Origin of the sequence: Paenibacillus sp. KACC 21273, assembly GCF_028736095.1 — a bacterium.
GTDB classification, from domain to species: Bacteria; Bacillota; Bacilli; order Paenibacillales; family Paenibacillaceae; genus Saccharibacillus; species Saccharibacillus kyungheensis.
Map to the genome: position 1 here is coordinate 4863937 of NZ_CP117876.1, position 15973 is coordinate 4879909.

At 41.4% G+C, this 15973-nt stretch carries 12 protein-coding genes; 2 read left to right on the forward strand and 10 right to left on the reverse strand.

From position 1 onward, the window contains the following. Nucleotides 1–8: 8 nt before the first annotated feature. The 4 genes from PQ460_RS21380 to PQ460_RS21395 all read right to left on the reverse strand — a co-directional run bounded on the left by PQ460_RS21380 (nucleotide 9) and on the right by PQ460_RS21395 (nucleotide 6411). Nucleotides 9–884: a hypothetical protein gene (locus tag PQ460_RS21380; RefSeq protein WP_274171105.1), complete on the reverse strand. Its 876-nt coding sequence runs from the start codon at nucleotides 882–884 to the stop codon at nucleotides 9–11. Next, complete coding sequence (locus PQ460_RS21385) at nucleotides 881–4027, reverse strand: DEAD/DEAH box helicase (protein WP_274171106.1); 3147 nt, start codon at nucleotides 4025–4027, stop codon at nucleotides 881–883. The genes PQ460_RS21380 and PQ460_RS21385 overlap by 4 nt, the downstream gene beginning before the upstream one ends. Nucleotides 4028–4461: 434 nt before the next feature. Beyond that, the gene (locus tag PQ460_RS21390) at nucleotides 4462–5451 is read right to left on the reverse strand and encodes a proline dehydrogenase family protein (RefSeq protein WP_274171107.1); all 990 of its coding nucleotides are present in this window, start codon (nucleotides 5449–5451) and stop codon (nucleotides 4462–4464) included. A 147-nt stretch (nucleotides 5452–5598) separates the two neighbouring features. Next, complete coding sequence (locus PQ460_RS21395; RefSeq protein WP_274171108.1) at nucleotides 5599–6411, reverse strand: AraC family transcriptional regulator; 813 nt, start codon at nucleotides 6409–6411, stop codon at nucleotides 5599–5601. Between the two features lie 435 nt (nucleotides 6412–6846). Between PQ460_RS21395 and PQ460_RS21400 the strand changes: the two genes are divergently transcribed. Continuing rightward, nucleotides 6847–7545, forward strand: a complete 699-nt coding sequence (locus PQ460_RS21400; RefSeq protein WP_274171109.1) for a copper homeostasis protein CutC — start codon at nucleotides 6847–6849, stop codon at nucleotides 7543–7545. On the opposite strand, the gene PQ460_RS21405 is transcribed toward PQ460_RS21400, so the two are convergent. The 5 genes from PQ460_RS21405 to PQ460_RS21425 form a co-directional block, all read right to left on the reverse strand. Beyond that, entirely contained in the window at nucleotides 7528–8451 is a 924-nt protein-coding gene (locus PQ460_RS21405; RefSeq protein WP_274171110.1) for an ROK family protein, read from the reverse strand. The genes PQ460_RS21400 and PQ460_RS21405 overlap by 18 nt on opposite strands. 251 nt (nucleotides 8452–8702) lie before the next feature. Next, nucleotides 8703–11141 (reverse strand): glycoside hydrolase family 31 protein, encoded by a 2439-nt coding sequence (locus PQ460_RS21410; RefSeq protein ID WP_274171111.1) that lies wholly within the window; start codon nucleotides 11139–11141, stop codon nucleotides 8703–8705. 116 nt (nucleotides 11142–11257) lie between these two features. Next, a complete protein-coding gene (locus tag PQ460_RS21415; protein WP_274171112.1) occupies nucleotides 11258–12526 on the reverse strand; it encodes an ABC transporter substrate-binding protein in 1269 nt (422 codons plus the stop codon). A 76-nt stretch (nucleotides 12527–12602) separates the two neighbouring features. After that, the gene (locus PQ460_RS21420) at nucleotides 12603–13439 is read right to left on the reverse strand and encodes a carbohydrate ABC transporter permease (RefSeq protein WP_273614672.1); all 837 of its coding nucleotides are present in this window, start codon (nucleotides 13437–13439) and stop codon (nucleotides 12603–12605) included. Then, nucleotides 13439–14320, reverse strand: a complete 882-nt coding sequence (locus PQ460_RS21425; protein WP_273614671.1) for a carbohydrate ABC transporter permease — start codon at nucleotides 14318–14320, stop codon at nucleotides 13439–13441. The genes PQ460_RS21420 and PQ460_RS21425 overlap by 1 nt, the downstream gene beginning before the upstream one ends. Before the next feature lie 297 nt (nucleotides 14321–14617). Between PQ460_RS21425 and PQ460_RS21430 the strand changes: the two genes are divergently transcribed. Then, nucleotides 14618–15376 carry a tryptophan-rich sensory protein gene (locus PQ460_RS21430; protein WP_274171113.1) on the forward strand — a complete coding sequence of 253 codons (759 nt, stop codon included), beginning with the start codon at nucleotides 14618–14620 and terminating at the stop codon, nucleotides 15374–15376. 156 nt (nucleotides 15377–15532) lie between these two features. On the opposite strand, the gene PQ460_RS21435 is transcribed toward PQ460_RS21430, so the two are convergent. Next, nucleotides 15533–15913 (reverse strand): RidA family protein, encoded by a 381-nt coding sequence (locus PQ460_RS21435; RefSeq protein ID WP_273614669.1) that lies wholly within the window; start codon nucleotides 15911–15913, stop codon nucleotides 15533–15535. Between the last annotated feature and the right edge of the window lie 60 nt (nucleotides 15914–15973).

Sequence of the window (15973 nt, forward strand, 5' to 3'; positions counted from 1 at the left end):
AAACTCCTTTATTTTGCAAAATGACTCCGCATCATACGTTCTGCCACTTGTTTACGAACTTCTTGATAACCTGTACTTGCTCCTTGAACGCCTGGTAATAATGCTTCGATATCTGGTAATTGTAACTCTTTATTTTCGACAAATGGAATTAATTTTTTGGCAGTGGCACCTTCTAGTTGTTTGTTCCATTGTTTGTTGGATTTATTCAAATATGCTTCTACTTCTGCCAGACCTTCTCCGGGTTGATGCAATGTTCCAGCGGTAGCCGCTTCTGCCAGTAAACTGCCTAGATTAGGTTCATCGGAAAAAGATTGTCCTGCCATTGTCCCGTCTTCTATAGCAAATTCACTTTGAGCTTGAGCCGATACTTGCTGTCCCCAGATATGGAAAATATCTTTAGATAATACTTGTGGACTCCACCCTGCCAGTTCCCATGCAAGCAATGGGTTAGCCGATAATCGTTCACCAGAGTAATCGATTAGAGCTTGCACTTGAGAACTTTGTTGCTCTAATGAACTCTCCACTTGATGCACAGGTAGATCGATAGTAGAAGACGATTGGTCTTTGAAATAAGGCGTATACAGCAGTAAATCTTCTCCAGCTCCAGACCATTCATGTACATCTTGAAGCACATGTTTGGGCATAAGCTCAATCTCTTTGGCTGTTGTTGAAGAAGGAGACTCCATATTCAGCAATAGATACATACTCCATGCTGAAGCACTTAACGATTGAAGCATTTTTTGCTTTTCTTCTTCAGCAGGAAGATCGATATGCAATATCACTTTCGACTCTGCTGTAGGTTTGGCTGTAGCTGGATACACATCAGCCTGAATCTGCCCTGTATCAACTTGCCAGTTGCTTACTGTCCATTCTGTAGTACTCATTCGTCAGCTCCCCATTCCGCAGATTGAAGAGATACCAGTTGCTTCAATTCTTCGTCTGACATTTCGGTTAGCCATTGTTCGCCTGTACCGATTACTTGTTCTGCCAATGTTTTTTTACTTTCTATCAATTCATCAATACGCTCTTCTAGTGTACCCTGACAGATCAACTTATGCACCTGTACATTACGACGCTGTCCGATACGGAATACACGATCTGTCGCTTGATTCTCTACGGCAGGATTCCACCAACGATCATAGTGAATAACATGATTCGCTCGTGTTAGATTTAACCCGACTCCACCTGCTTTGAGAGATAGTACAAATAACGGTGGCCCTTGATCATTTTGAAAAGCATCGATCATTTCGTCACGCAATACTTTGCTGACTCCACCATGTAAAAAGAACGGTTCTTGTCCGTAATGCTTACTCAAGCGTGCAGTTAGTAATTCACCCATTTCAACATACTGGGTAAAGACCAGCGCAGATTCTCCGCTATCTCGAATCATATCGAGTAGTTCGATCAATCGTGCCATTTTACCGGAACGCTCTTGCTTGGACGTATCTGGCTTACCATTGCTAGCTACCAGATGAGGATGATCGCAAATCTGCTTCAATTTGGTCAATGAAGACAGTACGATTCCTTTACGTGTAATGCCGCCACTGCTTCCCATCCGTCCTAACATTTCAGATACAACACTTTGATACAGACCTGCTTGTTCAACTGTCATATAACAATACGATTTCAATTCAATCTTATCCGGTAGATCACGGCGAATATCAGGATCACTTTTGAGACGACGCAACATAAATGGAGCAACTAATTTGCGCAATGTCTGTAAGCGACTCTCCATTTCGACTCCAGACGCATTATACGTCTGACGGAAAGAAGAAGAGGTACCCAGATAACCCGGATTCAAGAATTGGAATATCGACCATAACTCACTTAGACGATTTTCTACAGGTGTCCCTGTCATCGCTATTCGGTGAGGTGCATTAAGTTTCATTACACTTTGCGCTTGTTTGGTACGGTAATTTTTAATATATTGTGCTTCGTCTAATACGATCGAAGCCCAGTGGACTTCACGTAAATCTTCACCATCTCGTCCTGCTAGATGATACGTAGTTAGTACGATATCATGTGATCTAGCTTCCTGAAGAAACTCTTCGCCACGCGGACGACGACTGCCATGATGAATATATAGATTCATTTCAGGAGCAAATCGTTCTAACTCACGTTGCCAGTTCCCGAGTAAAGATGTCGGGCATACGATTAAACGTGGACCTGCGGCAGGTTGATCGAGCATACAAGTAATCACCTGTACTGTTTTACCAAGTCCCATATCATCCGCCAGACAAGCTCCGAATCCTAGATCACGCATAGCGGCAAGCCACTGGAATCCTCGTTCTTGATAAGGACGCAGTGTACCATGTAGACCTTCAGGCACTTCACGCACTGGAATATCACGCCAGGCATTACCTTCCATCAGACCATTAAGTAATGATCCGGTCTCGATCTCAAAAATATGCAGACCATTCCATGAATTTTCATCTTCATCCGCATAGATATGCATCAATTCATTAAATGAAATTTCGCCTTCTTCATGACGACGGATAAAGCGTAACACCTGACGAATCTCGGTCAGATCGACTTCGATCCATCCACCATCGAAAGGAATCAAAGGCACACCGTTTTTAGCGATTTCTGCGAGTTCGGCGGCTGTTAATGTTTTGCCATCTAGCACAGCTTCCGGTTCAAAAGCCACCATCTGATTCATGCCCAGACGGGATGTTTCTTCAGGGCCACGACTGCTGTCTTGCGGTGTTTTGAGTTTTAATTTGACTCCGCTACGGCGCTTACCTTCTCTTGTCCAACGTGAAGGAATCTGTACAGCTACACCGGATTTGCGCAATCGAGGCACATCTTCTTTGAGAAACGTATATACATCCGCCGCTTCCATATATCCACCTTCAGGGCTGGACACTTCTAAAAATGAAGCGACAATCGGTGAGCGTTCTGCGGCTTGACCGAGCTGAATCAAAATATGCTGTTGCACATTTTCATACGTACGACCACGCACGACTAGCTCTGCATCTCCATGTTTCCATAATACACCGACAGGTATCAAAATAGCTGCGTCAGATTCATCATCTGCCCAGAAAGACATACGCCATTCTTGAGTATTTGAGTACATCGCTTGTTCCGCAGGAGTAGCATCTGCTGAGACTGGTGGTTCTAATCGCACGACCAGACGCAATTCTCCTTTGCGTTCTTCTACATTTTCCACTTCTGGAACAGGGACTGCTGCTCCATTATGTTCACGAATCTGTTGAGCCAGTTCAGCCATATCATCGGCAGTTCCTTGTACTGCTAGATCGCCTGTAGCATCGAACATCGAATTCCACCATAGATGAGCTTGAGGTGAAGTGCCCCGGCGGTATGCCGCCATATAAGCTCTAAATTTCCCGTAACCTGCATCCCGGAACATACGCCGAATCTCAGCATCCATCACTGCTACTAAAAATGAGTGAAGAACATCTGCGCGCGCTTGTGCAGGACGATCCGGTTCTGAAGCAGGAAATAATGACAATGCCGATAATCCTATCATCGGAATAGCATCTGCTAATTTGACAAACATTTCACGGTCTTCCCCTTGTAAAAGAGGTTTCCATGTTCCATGTAATGTAGCTTGAGCACTACGGCGACCTGTTCCTGCAATCACTGTACTATCCGGCAAAATTTTACCTTCACGCAACAGCTTTTGAGCAAATTGAACAGCTTTGTGCCAGTAGCGCATCTCTCCGCCTGGTGTAATGCCTTGACGTGCTAATAATGCTTCATCCCAATTGAGTAGCAAATCATACGCTTGCTCAGGGGACAGAGCTAACCCTTCTACCATTCGGCCTGGCAGACGCTTACTTCTACCTGCACGACGTGTAGGTGCTTCTTTCGCATTCGTATTTCCCGAAGGACCAAACTTCAATTCAGCCAGACGTAATCCAGACTGTGCAAAAGGTTTGCGACCAATAGGCATTTCCAGACGACGCATGACTTTCATCCAAGCATCGACCTTAGGTTCAGACATTTCACCGGAAAAACAAAAAAATACGTCTCCGATCCATATTCCATATAACGGTTGATCCATCTTTGTCTCCCGTCCATCTCAGTTACGTTTTCATAATAAGTGCTTATCTATACCAGCACGACTAAGTTTAATGAGAAAAATGATTTGAGCACCAAAATTCTGACAAACAGCAATAATCTTTGTCAGAGTAGGTATCTTATCTATTATAAGGGTGGATGTCCGAAAATTCCAGATTTCCAACTAAAAAGACTGAGATTCATTTTAAAAATCTTAAAATTGCAATCTAGAACATCAAATTATCCACTATACAATCAAGTTCATTCCAAAAAGCTTTTAAAGTAGCAAAGCTTCTGAAGCTAAAATAAATGAGTGCTCAGTGAATTGCTGAATCAAAATGAAGACAAACCAAAAACACACGAATTACGCTCCATAGCGTATCCGTGTGTTTCTCTTTTAGACCTGAACATATTATTTTTGGGTACATTTTATCGTTGTTATGTTACATGGTATTGCAGAACAGGCGCTTCCCGCTCACCGCCTACTATATCGACAAGTGCTTGAAACAAATTAGGCGGATACTCTGCAATCCGGTGACATAGATATAGATACCACTCCTGCCCATAGGTTAAATAAATACGTACAGGGTAACCTTGCTCGCGTAACTTCACGCACAGTTCTGGACGAATCCCATACAATAGCTCTAGCTCAACTGAAGCCGCTTCTTTGGAGTCATATTGCAATAATCGAGTGATTAGCGCTTCATCATGCGTGGCAATAGAAATATGACAGCCCCGCTGTACAGCTAACTCGAATAGCTCTTCATACCGCTGATCTAGCTCTGCTGAACGTGAAAGTGCAATCGTATCTGGCTCCTCGTATGCTCCTTTAACAATCCGTACACGTGTATCTTTAGCTAGCACATCTAATGCATCGCTTGATGTCCGATTCAGCTGTGCTTGTAACGTAATACCGATCAGCGGATAGATTGCTACCGCTTGGCGATAGACCTCCAAGATCGACTCCGTTTTTGCCGACTCTTCCATGCTAATAAATAGCTCAATCGTATACCTCTGCGATAACTCTCCTAACTCTAGGAGATGGCGAAGCGCTAGCTCACGATCTACAAGCAGACCAATATGCGACAGGTCAAACGAGACACGTCCACGCACTCCCTGCTGCCCCATCTCAAGGATTAATCCGATAAGCTCTTGTTGTGCCTGCTGACAGGCTGCGACCGATAATGTATTTTCACCGATGTATTCTAGCGATATCGCATAACCATAGTCTATCAGCTGATTAGCCACCTCTAACGCTTGCGACCGCTCTTCTCCTGTCACATAACGTGCTGCTGCACGCTGTAGTAGGGCATAGCTAGACGGATTATGCTCTATATATCCTTTAATATCTGGACGACGTGCAATCGCCTTTAGCGCCGCGGATGCTTGTGTAGCAAGTCGCTGCTCACGCTCTCTCATTTGATCCATCATTCATCACTCCTCTTCCCTATACACTAGCGAAAAGGAAAAGAGAATTATTGTACAAAATTGCTATGTAGCTACTTTTCTATACAAACCTTATACTTTAAGTTCACAAGTCAAACCATAACTAGCTTTACTACAATGCACCTCACCCTAAGTAACCGAAACTTTATATTTTCGCGGTGTAACTCCAACGACACGCGTAAACATCCGGGTAAAATGACTCTGATCATAAAATCCGGCTTCTGTTGCTACCTCTACAATAGGACGCTGGCGATGTAGCTCTGTTTTGGCATAATTAATACGCAACAGATTTTGGTAGACGTGTGGTGGTACGTGTTGCCACTGTTTAAACAGTCTAATCAAGTGAAACCGGCTAATGGAAGTGACCTGCTCCAACTCTTCTAACAGGATCGGACGATGGAAGTTCGCATGTAAATACTCCTGTACAATCCCAACATATTTGCGGTCAGCTGGTGAGGTCATGCTTTGGTGCTCCAGATCGCCATGCTCACTACGCGTAAGTTGCTGTAGCAATCCAATCAATGCCGTTTCAGTTTCAAGTGGTTCATTCCCATTCATTAGTGAGTTCATCGTCTGCTGCATCTGTATGGTACAATCTTGATTTTTCTGTGTGGATAGCAAATAAGGAATATCAATCTGTGCCAATTCCTGCTGTTCCATACCTTCTAGCCATTTCGGATCAATAAAAAGCATATCATAGCTCCATTTCAGTCCTTGCTTCGGATGACAAGCATGTAGCATATGCGGAGGAAAACTAATCATACGACCTGCTTCTACTTCCCACAGCTTACCATCACACCATGCCTCCGTATGCCCATGATGAATCAGACCGATTGAATATTCCTCATGAAAATGTCGATGATAGGTTAGTTCATCCGCATAGCAACGCTTACCTTCTACAAAGGGAAGCTGGAGATTGCGATAAAAAGATACATCCGCCATGAACTCCTCTCCTCTCATCTGTTTATTTACTTCTAGTATAAAAAAAGGATAGACACAGGCAATTATGCCCTGCTAATCTTTACTTGGATATTAGCCTATGTTATTCTTCGTTGTTATTGTAGCTCGTTTAAATGTACTATATTACATCTTTATCTAACATAATGGTACATGAAAATAGAAAAATCTCCACTGTACACCTAATGTAACGTATAGATTCATGATGTGATTAAATCAGTCATGCTTTATGCAAAACAAGATAAACGTCCAATAAAATCAAACTTACAGTGGAACAATCGTGAATTCAAAGGTCATATTCTTTTTAGACGGAATTTGGTACTCGTCATGGGTCGGAGCACTCTGGCTATCTACGTTATCAGCTATATTATGCTGATAATAAGCTATCTATAAAATAGGAGTATAGAAAGAGAGGTTATTATGCGAAAAAGACTTGAAGTGATTGCGACTACTCCAGAAGATGCGATGATTGCAGAGCAAGCAGGTGCAGATCGGATCGAACTGATCGCCGCTCAACAAGAAGGTGGACTCACACCGAGTCTAGGAATCATCGAATATATTACTGAAACGGTACATATTCCGGTTAATGTGATGGTGCGTCCTCATAGTCGTCATTTTCGATATGATCATGCGGAACTAAACAGTATGATGCGAGATATTCGTCATATCTCCCGTACAGGTGCAGCAGCGATAGTAACCGGGGTTCTGACGGAGGATGGACAGATTGATACGAACGCTTTAGAACGATTGCTGGATGCAGCAGATGGCAAGCCTTTTACGTTCCATCGTGCGTTTGACGAATTGGATGATCTGGAGCGCGGTCTGGATATGTTGTCACGCTATCCTCAGATTACTCATATTTTAACGTCTGGTGGTCAACCTTCTGTGCTACAAGCTGTTGATCAGATGATTGCCCTGAATCGCTTAGCTACACAGTACCCGATACAATTGATTGCTGGAGCAGGATTAACTTTGCAGAGTCTGGCTGATTTTGTTACAAATACTTCGATACAAGAAGTTCATTTGGGTAGTGCTGTACGTATCCATAGCGATATCAATCTTGCTCTTGATCCTGTACGTATCGCCCAAGCACAGCAATTATTACAAGCTAGCATTTAACATCGCAATCCGAGCCGCTCCTACCATGCCTGCATGATTACCTAGTTGTGCAGGCATCAATAATACCGGTCTACCACCTAATTCTTGAATACGCTGAAGCAATAATTCCCACCACGTTCCACGTGTAACAATGATGCCACCACCGATAATAATCGCTTGTGGATCAAAGATTTGATCCATATTAATAATCGTATTTGCAAGATCATTAATCCAACCATCTAATACAAAAAGTGCTTCTGTTGTGCCTTGTTTCGCTTCTCTCATCAACGTATACGCATTCCAGCCCGGTACATATTCATCTGCGCGCCGATGTAGAGCTGTTCCTGATATATACTGTTCTACACATCCTTTTTTACCGCAATTACAAGGCAGACCGCCCGGATGCAGAATCATATGCCCTAATTCACCTGCGCCTCCATACTGACCGGAGATCACTTCACCATAATGAACAAGTGCACCGCCAACTCCTGTTCCTATCGTTAACATTATCGAAGATTGCACATGAGAAGCCGCACCAATCCAGTCTTCTCCTGCCGCCGCTGCATGAGCATCATTAACAATCCATGTCGGTAGTCCTGTTGAAGCTGTAACTAATTCAGCCAAGCGCATACCTTTCCAACCCGGCAAATTATCTGTCGCATCAATTACAATTCCGCTTTCTCGATCGATTCGACCCGCAGAGCCTATACCGATACCATGAATCGTAATAAAGCGTTGTTTGACACTATCATAAACAATACTTTTTAATTCATTAGCGATATACAATACTCGTCCTAAAATAAATTCAGCACCTTGTTCTGCTTGCGTAGGCAATTCCATACGTTCTATCATCTGCCCTTGCTCATTCACCAAGGCACCTTTGATGCCAGTACCTCCTATATCTATCCCTATCCAGCATGATTGCATGTGTTCATCTCCGTTTTTTTTAGATTTCTATGTAGTTGTATACTATAAAATAAATGTCTTTTCAGGTCATTTTAGTCTGTTGGTTTTTCTTTATCTGGATATGCACTATTTTTCAATCCATTTTTAGAGTTATCATCATTATCGTCTTTTCAGCAAAAATAATGAGTAAAAATTAAGATATTGTCTATCTATCATAACATTAAAAAAAGGTCACTTCCTTCACCAATCTCTGTGAAAGAAATGACCTTTTTTTAGACTTTTAGAACCAATTCATTTTGCTCTGTATCAGATACTTGAATCAAAATATCTCCACTATCTTCATCCATACTCCAACCTGATTTTCCTTCAGCAAGATCGTCTAGCGAAATACGCTCTAATCCTACAATCTCTGTCGGTTGAAACTCCGGTTGCCGCAGTGTAAAACGTAACTGATCACGAACAGCTACATACTGTCTATTGGCATAACGAATCGACAATCGTAATTCATCCTGTCCACCACATGCACGAATGTCAAGTTTCGAATGATTGCCATTTTCATAAGCAAATGTCTCTCCATCATCTTCATACAGGCTATACTCTGCTGTAAATGAGGCATCTGCAACAGCACCATAGATATGGAAAGTAATGGATTCATCTGCCTGATCGCCTGTGTATTGACGTAGCGATCCTTCAACTACAATCGAACCTGCACGAATAAACATCGGCAATACATCTAGCGGAGCATCCACCAGAATATGTCTGCCACCTTCGTGACGCTCGCCTGTCCAATAATCATGCCATGTTCCTTCAGGTAAATACACTGCGCGACAATACGTATCCGGTCGGTAAATCGGAGCAATCAACACGTCTGACCCAACTAAAAATTGATCGCAAAGATTAGTAACCTGCGGATCGCGTGGATATTCTAGAATCAATGGACGAATGATCGGCATTCCTGTCTGCGCGGCTTCATGGAACAGATTATATAAATGGGGTAACCAGCGGTAACGCAGTCCGATATATTCTCGTAAAATGCTTTCCGTCTGCTCGCCAAACGACCACGGTTCTTGACGTGCTGTACCAAGCGATGAGTGATTACGACAATACGGGAAAAAGGCTCCCATCTGTGTCCAACGTACAAGCAATTGATCTGAAGTATGATGGGCAAATCCACCGATATCCGGCCCGGCAAAAGGTAACCCTGACAATCCCATATTGAGTACCATTGGAATCGCCATCGCCATATGCTCCCAGAAACTGCGATTATCGCCTGTCCAGATTGCCGCATACCGCTGAATTCCTGAATAACCTGCACGTGTCAAAATAAAAGGACGACGTCCATTCATATTGTTTTTCATACCTTCATACGTTGCTTTGGACATCAGTAATCCATACAAATTATGCAATTCTTCATGCGTCATCGGTTTACCATTATTTTTATGAATAACATCCAGATCCATTGTTTTGAGTGTATTAAATACAGCAGGTTCGTTCATATCGTTCCAGATGCCTTCAATACCAAGCGATGTATAATAATCGTGCAGTTGTCCCCACCACTCTGCTGTTCTATTATCGGTAAAATCAGGAAAAGCACTGGTTCCTGGCCATACATCTCCGAAATAAATATCCCCTTCTAAGTAACGACAGAAATGATCTTCCTGCACCCCTTCACGATAGACCGGATATTTAGGATCTTTTTTCACTCCGGGATCGACAATCGGCACAATACGGATACCCATTTCTTTTAGTTCTGCGATCATTTCTTTCGGATTCGGAAAACGAATTTTATCAAATGTAAATACACGATAGCCTTCCATGTAGTGAATATCCAGATAGATCACATCACATGGAATTTGCTTTTCCCGAAAATCACGAGCTAACTGCATCACTTCACTCTGATTCATATAGCTATAACGAGATTGATGATATCCAAGCGCCCATTTAGGAGGCAACGAAATCCGTCCAGTCATCGATGTATAACGACGAACTACATCTTTCAATTCCGGTCCATAAATAAAATAAATATCATACTGCCCTGTAGAACATCCAACCGTATAGGCTACTCCATGTGAACGCATATCAAAGTCAGAACGTCCCGGATTGTCTAGAAATATGCCGTATGTCGTCTCCCCTTGCATATGCAATAGTAAGGGAATCGATTCATATAGCGCTTCGATCTCTGGCATATGAGGAGCATAGACATCGGTATTCCACATCGTATAGCGCTCCCCACGTTTATCCAAAAAGCTAGATTTCTCACCTAATCCGTAAAAATGAGAACCTTCCTGCATATTGAACAAGCCATTGATCGCACCCCGAGGGCTCCAACTGACGGTTTCTTGACGTGCAATTTCGTTTCCATTTTTATCTAACACTGTTAGTGCAAACGTTTGCCTATTGAGCAAAACTTGAATAAGCGATGTTGTAAAAACCAGGTTTTCTTCATTTTCTTCGACTTCAGGTTGTGATGTTTCACTGCGAGGTAATACAGCTATTGTTGTTGATAGATCAGGATATTCTCCTTGAAATACTTTAAAGCGAAATTCTCCCTCAGACAAAAAAATCAGTGCGGCATGACTACGTTCTCCGTAACAAAGATAAGCTCCATTATGTTCTTGCCAGCGAATCATATGTCCAAATGAGTTCCATGTTTCTTGTACAACAGGTAATCCTGCCTTGTCCGGGTGTATCGCTTCGCTTGTATCTTCCATTCTACTGTTCCCCTCCGCTGTTGGATGTTGGTAGACATGTAATAGCTTTGATGTAGATCAGGCTTGTATCTATTGCTCGCTTCGCCTGATCTACCCAAAGATATATTCATGTCAGACTATCTTAATTGCAAATTAACCCATTCTGCTTGCATTTGTTCCAGCATTTCATCTCTGGTCAATTCTCCAGCGATATAAGCTTGAATTGTACTGCCGTAATCTTTGGTTAATCCTGTTGCAAATCGTGGGAATACCCATTGGAGCGTTTTGCCTGCTTCATTGTATTTCACAATATCTGAACCGATAGGGCCTAGCTGTTTATCGGTCGTTGGAATACTTTTGAAAGCAGGTATAAATTTAAATTCGTCAGTGATATAGTGTTTTCCTGTATCTGAAGTCACTAACCAATTTAAAAATTCTTTTGCTTCTGCTTTGACTGGTGAATTTTTGTTCACGACCCAGTTGTTCGGCACGCTTACAAATAGACGATCATTCTCTTGTTTGTCATTATTGATCGGAATCGGCATTAGACCAATATTCATATTTGGCTTAATTCCATCGATCTGTACTTGTGTCCAGTTCCCTTGTTGCATCATGGCTGCTTTGCCATTGGCAAACAACGTCACCTGTGTATTGTAATCAGTAGTTAACGGATTATTATTTCCGTATTTTACCATAAGATCAACCAGATTCAACCAATCTGTAAATTTCTCATTTCCCGGTATTTGCGCTGTACCTGCATCCAATTGTTGCAAGAATTGTACCGGATCTTTCTGATGAGCAAATGGAATATTGGAATTATGATTACCCAGTACCCACCACTCTTGGAATGCATTTGAGAATGGAATATAACCAGCGGCTTTGAGTTTTTCGCAGACTGCTTGTAATTCTTCTAACGTAGTAGGTAACTGTTTAATGCCTACTTTATCAAAAATATCTTTGTTATAAATAAATCCATATCCTTCTAAACCAATCGGCTGTCCATAAATGTGTCCATCCCGACTAATCGATTCTTTCGCTCCATCGACTAGATCGCTTACCCACGGCTGATCCGACAAATCTTCCATATATTCAAACCAGAGATTCATTTCTTCATAGCCGCCATTGCTGAAAATATCAGGTTCATCACCTGAAGCGAATTTGGCTTTGAGCGAAGCCGCATAATCACTACCACCACCGACAGACTGAATATCTAACTTCACGCCCGGATGAGTTTTCTCGTATTCTACTTTTAATTTGGCAAGAGCGCCGGATATCTCTACTTTATATTGATAAATATGAATCGTCTTGGTTCCACTTGCATCTTCTGTATTCTGATTGCCACAACCGGATAATACGGTCGCTAATCCGAAGAGCAAAGTCAGTGGTAGTAAAAGTATTTTTTTCATACTTCAATCCTCCTGTTTTGCTTATTTCAATTCTGTCTCTATTTCATATTGGATATTCATTTAGGCGCTATAAATATTAACCTTTAACAGATCCTGAAGTGATACCTTCGATAATATACCGCTGCATAAACAGGAAGAAAATAATAATCGGTGTAATACCAAGCACTAGCGCAGGCAATGCCATATCCCATTGCTTCGTATATTGACCGAAAAAGCTGTATGTTGCGATCGGAATTGTACGTAATTCAGGGCTGGATAAGATAAGAGAAGGCAATAGATAATCGTTCCAGATCCATAATGTATTCAAAATAATAACCGTTACAAACATCGGTTGCATTAACGGACACACGATACGGAAAAAGACTCCATAACGAGAAGAACCATCTACACGAGCCGCTTGTTCGATTTCAAGAGGAACCGTTTTGACAAATCCGTGGAAAAGAAACACAGATAAAGGTGCACCAAATCCAAGATAACTTACGATCAATCCATACATACTATTATTAAGACGATATTTGCTCGCCATTTCCATTAACGGCAACATAATCGATTGGAAAGGAATAACCATCGCAGCTACAAAAACAAAAAACAAGATGCGATTAAATAATGATGGATGACGTACCATCTGATAAGCAGCCATCGAACTGATTAATACTAATAATAGATTGCTGACAATCGTCACAATCAATGAATTTTTAAGCGCTGTAGGGAAATCGATAGCTGTCCATGCTTTGGCATAATTGCTCCACAAATACGCTTGAGGCAAGCCTGCTGAATTGGACAAAATATCGGCAAAAGATTTCACTGAATTGACCAGTAGAAAGTAAAAAGGAATCAAGAAAATCAAGCCGACAATCACAACAATAATTTCGAGAATCAGTGTACGAACACCGTATCGTTTTTGAATATCCATTATAGTTCAACCTCCCTACTTTTCGTCAGACGTACCTGCACACTGGTAATCAATGCCACAATGACGAAGAAAATAACAGCTTTTGCTGTACCCAATCCTAGACGGTTATTGGTAAAAGCTTCATTGTAAATATCCAGTGCTACCGATTCAGTGGCTTTGAACGGTCCACCATTGGTTAACGCTAAGTTAAGATCGAACATTTTGAACGCCCATGAGATCGCTAAGAACAAGCAGATCGTAATCGCAGGCATAATTAATGGGAAAATAATATGACGCACTACTTGCCAGCGTGTAGCTCCATCAATCTCTGCCGATTCCAAAACATCTTTCGGTACATTGTTTAACGAAGATATGTAAATAACCATCAAATAACCTGCAGTTTGCCAGACAAAGACGATAACGATACCCCAGAATGAAGTCGCGCGATCACCTAACCAGGGAAGATTAAATAAAGATAACCCTGTAGCTTCACCGACAGCGGCGAAACCTTTGATAAAAATAAACTGCCAGATAAATCCGAGCAACAATCCACCGATCATATTCGGCATAAAGAAAATTGTACGCATCAGATTACGTGTAAATAGTGGCTTCGTCAAAATATAAGCTAAAGCAAACCCTATAACATTGGTAATAATAATGCCTACTACTGTAAAGCGAACGGTAAACCAAAACGCATTACGAAAATCAGGATCTTTGGTAACGATATGTGTGTAATTGCTAAATCCAACCCAGTTGATTGTTTTTGAAATACCATTCCAATCTGTAAATGAATAATACAGACCCAAAATAAATGGAATAATCACAATTAGTGCAAAAAACAAAGTGGCGGGCCCTACAAAAATAATCTGTTGAATCCATTGTGATGCTTTTTTACCGACCATATTCAGTGTCCTCCTTCAAGTCCCTTTTATCAGATGAAACAATCAACATATTGTTATATACCCAAGCTTTGACAAATTGATGACTGTTTTAACAATATTCCTATTCACAAAATGATAACGCTATCATTTTTACGCTTTTTCAATATGATATTTTAGCACCAACATGCTTCTACTATTACAGTGTTCGAAATAGTGATTGCTGTGTAACTACGCTTTGAAATGGGTATATAGTTAAAGCATTCTGTATACTGAATGTCAGCTTTACATATGATCTCAAAAAATAAGGAGGGACTCCTATTGTCCAAACTCAATACGTACAAATGGCTGAATGTAGTAGCTATTGCGGCGGTATTGGTGATGAATTATCTAGCAGCCACCCTACCACTATTCGGTAGAGGTACAGGTGAAATTTCGGATATGTTCGAAATTCTATTAACACCTGCTAGTTATGCATTTTCCATATGGTCTGTGATCTATCTATTGTTAGTAGGCTTTGTGATTTATCAATTCCGCAATTCTTCTGAAAGTAACGAAGGGATCGAAGCGGTTGGAATCTGGTTAATCATCAATTCATTATGTAATATTATCTGGTTGTTCTTCTGGCATTCGTTGTTAACAGAAATTGCGACAGTGATTATTGTTCTGTTATTATTAACCACGATTGTATTGTATGTACGCACAAGAAGAATTGTTCGTCCATCGGTCGCTCAGATTATTCTGGTCAAATTACCGTTCAGTATTTACATGGGTTGGGTATCGGTTGCTACCATTTTGAATATCGGGATTGTGTTACACAAAAATGATTGGTCTGGTTTTGGACTTTCACCGACTGTCTGGTCAGTCATTGGACTAATCGCCGGTGCATTGATTGCTCTTGTGATTGGATATCGCTATCGTGACAGTATTTATCCGCTTGTTTTTGTATGGGCGTACAGCGCGATTGCTTTCAAACATCAAGATTCCCATGGTACTTGGTTAACCGCTATTATTTTAGCAGTAGTGTTGTTTATTTATGCGATTATTATTTTCTTTGTTCGCAATCGAACGCGAGATTAATAGAATTGTCATTTTGTCTTTATAGGCAGAGCCCTTTCTTTTATCAAAGAGAGGGCTCTTGTTGAATTATGCATTTTTATATTAAGTTATATTTTTTTATTATCAAAAAAAAGACATTCTCATCCAACGAGAACGTCTTTTTTAGGTTACACTGAATTATTTTTTCAAAGCGATAACTTCGATCTCAACCAAAGCATCTTTCGGTAGACGAGCGACTTGCACAGCACTACGCGCAGGATAAGGTTCTTTGAAAAATTGACCGTAGATTTCGTTCATAGCTGCGAAATCATTCATGTCTTGTAGAAAGACTGTTGTTTTCACTACTTGATCCAGACTGCTTCCTGCTGCATCCAGAACAGCCGTTACATTTTCAAGAGCGACACGTGCTTGTTCTTGCACGCCTTCTGCTAATTCTCCACTTACAGGATCAAGTCCCAATTGACCCGATGCAAAAATAAACATCCCTGTATCAATCGCTTGTGAATAAGGGCCAAGTGCTCCAGGAGCACGATCGGTAGAAATCGGTTGCTTGCTCATTCGTAATAACCTCTTTTCCTAAAAGTAGTATATGTCTGACATCATTTTAAGCGTGCAGAC

Bases quoted from the DNA above. Each gene is read 5' to 3' on its own strand.
- PQ460_RS21380 (WP_274171105.1), bottom strand. From the start codon at position 884: ATGAGTACTACAGAATGGACAGTAAGCAACTGGCAAGTTGATACAGGG.
- PQ460_RS21385 (WP_274171106.1), bottom strand. From the start codon at position 4,027: ATGGATCAACCGTTATATGGAATATGGATCGGAGACGTATTTTTTTGT.
- PQ460_RS21390 (WP_274171107.1), bottom strand. From the start codon at position 5,451: ATGGATCAAATGAGAGAGCGTGAGCAGCGACTTGCTACACAAGCATCC.
- PQ460_RS21395 (WP_274171108.1), bottom strand. From the start codon at position 6,411: ATGGCGGATGTATCTTTTTATCGCAATCTCCAGCTTCCCTTTGTAGAA.
- PQ460_RS21400 (WP_274171109.1), top strand. From the start codon at position 6,847: ATGCGAAAAAGACTTGAAGTGATTGCGACTACTCCAGAAGATGCGATG.
- PQ460_RS21405 (WP_274171110.1), bottom strand. From the start codon at position 8,451: ATGCAATCATGCTGGATAGGGATAGATATAGGAGGTACTGGCATCAAA.
- PQ460_RS21410 (WP_274171111.1), bottom strand. From the start codon at position 11,141: ATGGAAGATACAAGCGAAGCGATACACCCGGACAAGGCAGGATTACCT.
- PQ460_RS21415 (WP_274171112.1), bottom strand. From the start codon at position 12,526: ATGAAAAAAATACTTTTACTACCACTGACTTTGCTCTTCGGATTAGCG.
- PQ460_RS21420 (WP_273614672.1), bottom strand. From the start codon at position 13,439: ATGGATATTCAAAAACGATACGGTGTTCGTACACTGATTCTCGAAATT.
- PQ460_RS21425 (WP_273614671.1), bottom strand. From the start codon at position 14,320: ATGGTCGGTAAAAAAGCATCACAATGGATTCAACAGATTATTTTTGTA.
- PQ460_RS21435 (WP_273614669.1), bottom strand. From the start codon at position 15,913: ATGAGCAAGCAACCGATTTCTACCGATCGTGCTCCTGGAGCACTTGGC.